The 2615-nt window shown below is 64.9% G+C and carries 3 protein-coding genes and 1 pseudogene; all 4 read left to right on the plus strand.

What is annotated here, in order from left to right; all coding sequences use genetic code 11:
- Positions 1-648 precede the first annotated feature (648 nt).
- The 4 genes and pseudogenes from AQJ64_RS44725 (at position 649) to AQJ64_RS49490 (ending at position 2508) form a co-directional block, all read left to right on the plus strand.
- Entirely contained in the window at positions 649-1032 is a 384-nt protein-coding gene (locus AQJ64_RS44725; RefSeq protein WP_055518207.1) for a type II toxin-antitoxin system RelE/ParE family toxin, read from the plus strand.
- Positions 1029-1367 carry a helix-turn-helix domain-containing protein gene (locus AQJ64_RS44730; protein WP_055639123.1) on the plus strand — a complete coding sequence of 113 codons (339 nt, stop codon included), beginning with the start codon at positions 1029-1031 and terminating at the stop codon, positions 1365-1367. The genes AQJ64_RS44725 and AQJ64_RS44730 overlap by 4 nt, the downstream gene beginning before the upstream one ends.
- A gap of 35 nt (positions 1368-1402) precedes the next feature.
- Positions 1403-1618: pseudogene (locus AQJ64_RS44735) on the plus strand (helix-turn-helix domain-containing protein); the annotation flags it as partial.
- Positions 1619-2208: 590 nt separating this feature from the next.
- On the plus strand, positions 2209-2508 hold the full coding sequence (locus AQJ64_RS49490; RefSeq protein ID WP_157881229.1) for a hypothetical protein: 300 nt from the start codon (positions 2209-2211) through the stop codon (positions 2506-2508).
- Positions 2509-2615: the final 107 nt, after the last annotated feature.

The raw sequence follows: 2615 nt of genomic DNA on the forward strand, positions 1-2615 counted from the left end.
GCTGGGACCGAAGTGTCAAGCATCTCCCGGGACCGGACACCGGGTGACCTGGGGTGTGCGTTCAGATTTTCTCTTCCAGGTTCAAGGCGGGCCCCGCCCGCATTGGCTAACCGCCGTCGCCGACAAGTCCGCCGTTCGCTCGGGAGGCCACCGCCCCGGCAAAGGAACGGCCCAGGACTGCGAGAGCGGCAACCGGCCAGATTTCCGGGATGACCGGAACCGGGCTCCTGGCGGAGCAAGTTGTCGCCCACGACCGTCCTACGGCCGGATCGCAGGCACATCGCCGACCAGGGGGCCGACCCTCACGCTCGCTACCGGACTCGCCGAGGGCGGTGGTCGGCGGGGTCGAAGCTCCCGGCCTCCCGTCGGGGGCCGACTCCTCCCGCCCCGGCCCCGCGCCGCCAGACCGGGCGACGCACCAGCCCGGCCGCACGCTGCCTCTCCCGCTCGGGCCCGATCCTGCCGAAAGAAGCCGACCCTGCACCGCCTCGGCAGGTTGCCGCTGGTTTGCGGGCGGCGCCGTGGCATCAGGACGAAGGGGGGAGTACGGGGGTGTGCGACGCTGGAGTGGCTGCGCTCGCGGCGACGGCACACGACCTGAACTACGTATTCGCGCTCTCGCGCCCCGCGCCATATATCATCGGCGATATGGACAGCGGGCGGTACTCGATCGAGATCGAGCCGGAGGTGCGGCTGTGGCTGGAGAACATTCCCGCCCATCACTACAAGCAGGCCGAACGCGTCGCCGACCTGCTCGCCGAGCAGCCCACCACGCTCGATGAACCGCACTCCCGCCACCTGGGCGGCAAGCTCCGCGAGCTGCGCTTCCGCCTCGGCGATGCTCACCAGCGGATCACCTACTGGCTGGCGCCCGGCCGACGCGTCGTGCTGCTCACCGTGTTCCGCAAGACCAAGATGCGAGAGCAGGCCGAAGTGGACCGCGCGCACGCCGCTCAACAGCTGTGCGAAGCCGAACACCAGGCAGCCGCCGAACACGACCTCTACAGCCGCGACCTCAAGGAGAACCGATGAACCACAGCGAATGGAGGACCCGCCACCACCGCCGGCTGCTTGGCGAACACCTGGACGCCGATCCCGAGTACGACCGGGCCTACGAAGAGGCCGGCCTCGCCATGACGTTGGGCAAGGCCGTCTACGACCGGCGTAAGCAGCTGGGCCTGAGCGAGGCCGACCTCGCCGAGCGCATGCACGTCGACGTCGATGACATCGAAGGCATCGAGACGGCCACCGAGCTGCCGCCCATCGCGGTCATCATGCGCCTGGCCCGTGCACTGGACCTCACGGTGGATGTGCACCTCGCCGGCGGAGACGAGCCCACCGTCACCATCGTCGCCCCAGCGGCCTGAGGCGGGGAGGAACCGTGCAGGACCCGCCTTCCGCGCTCGCCCGTGAGCTCGGGCAACTCGTCCACGACCGGCGCATCGAGCTCGGGCTGTCCCAGACCGAGCTGGCCGAGCGGTGCGGGATGAAGCAACCGCAGATCTCCCGCTTCGAGGGCGGCGGGACCGTGCCCACGCTTCCCCTCCTGCGCCGCCTGGCTCAGGCTCTCGGCGCCGACCTGACCATCAGCCTCACCCCGCACGACGAAGCCGCTTGACACGCATGCGGAATTCCTGGAATTCCCCGCGGCGTAGACCACTGACGGCAGTAGTGACGGCAACACCAGCAGACCCCAGGGCACGAGCACGAACATCCGGCGACTGTCAAATCGCCCGCTGACCAGCAAACTTGCAGGTAGGGGCGGCCTGGCCTGCACACGTACTATGTGCTGGCGGGGGCTACGTCGGTTCTCGTTCACAACAGCAGTGGATGCCCTGCGGGGCCGGATCCTGACGGAAACATCGTCTACCGTGCGCTGGCTGAGAATGAAGACCCTGCAACGGGATTGACAGCTCGGGATCCCGGTAATGCAGGGGTTAGCCCTCTGTCGCATGTTGCCGGGAAGAAGATGACGCCATGGATATCGACGAGCAAGAACCCCAGCATTGCATTCGATAAGTACAATCAAGGTAATGGGGTGGTTGCGATCGATCTGAGGCGCATGCCATATAGGTACGTCGATATTTCTTCAGGCCCCTTCCCGTCAAGCAGAAGGCATAGTTCCTACGCCAGGAAGGACTCGGAAGTCCTGATCTGGCAGAATGTCCCGGCGGAAGCGATCGTCGGATACTGGCCTGGAGGGTGAGAATGAGTGAGCTGATAGAGCTTCTGGATGAAGCATGGGACGACGAGTCTGGATTTCTCGGAAAACTTCGCTCCGGGAAATTTGATCCAGATGCTGGAGAAGCGTACGTAGCTCTGCTTTCTCGGATTCCCCCGATCGGTGAGACCGTGGAAGCGAGACTCGTGCAACTTATCTGGTTCGCGCCGATGTTCATCGAGTGGCAGTTGGAGCGGGCGGCCAAGGGTGAGGACGAGCGCAGACAGCTAACTCGAATTGCCACTCAGGTGCACGAAGTCGTGTCCAACATTCTTGGGATTCCGTAAGTCAATTCTTCTCTTCTGGCCTGTAAGTAAGTATCAGGCGGGGAAGATGCAGTACTGCGCCTAACGCTTAATGAGCCCTGCCGGACCGCGTCCGGCAGGGCTCATTA

The organism is Streptomyces griseoruber, from assembly GCF_001514205.1.
Taxonomy (GTDB): Bacteria; Actinomycetota; Actinomycetes; order Streptomycetales; family Streptomycetaceae; genus Streptomyces; species Streptomyces griseoruber.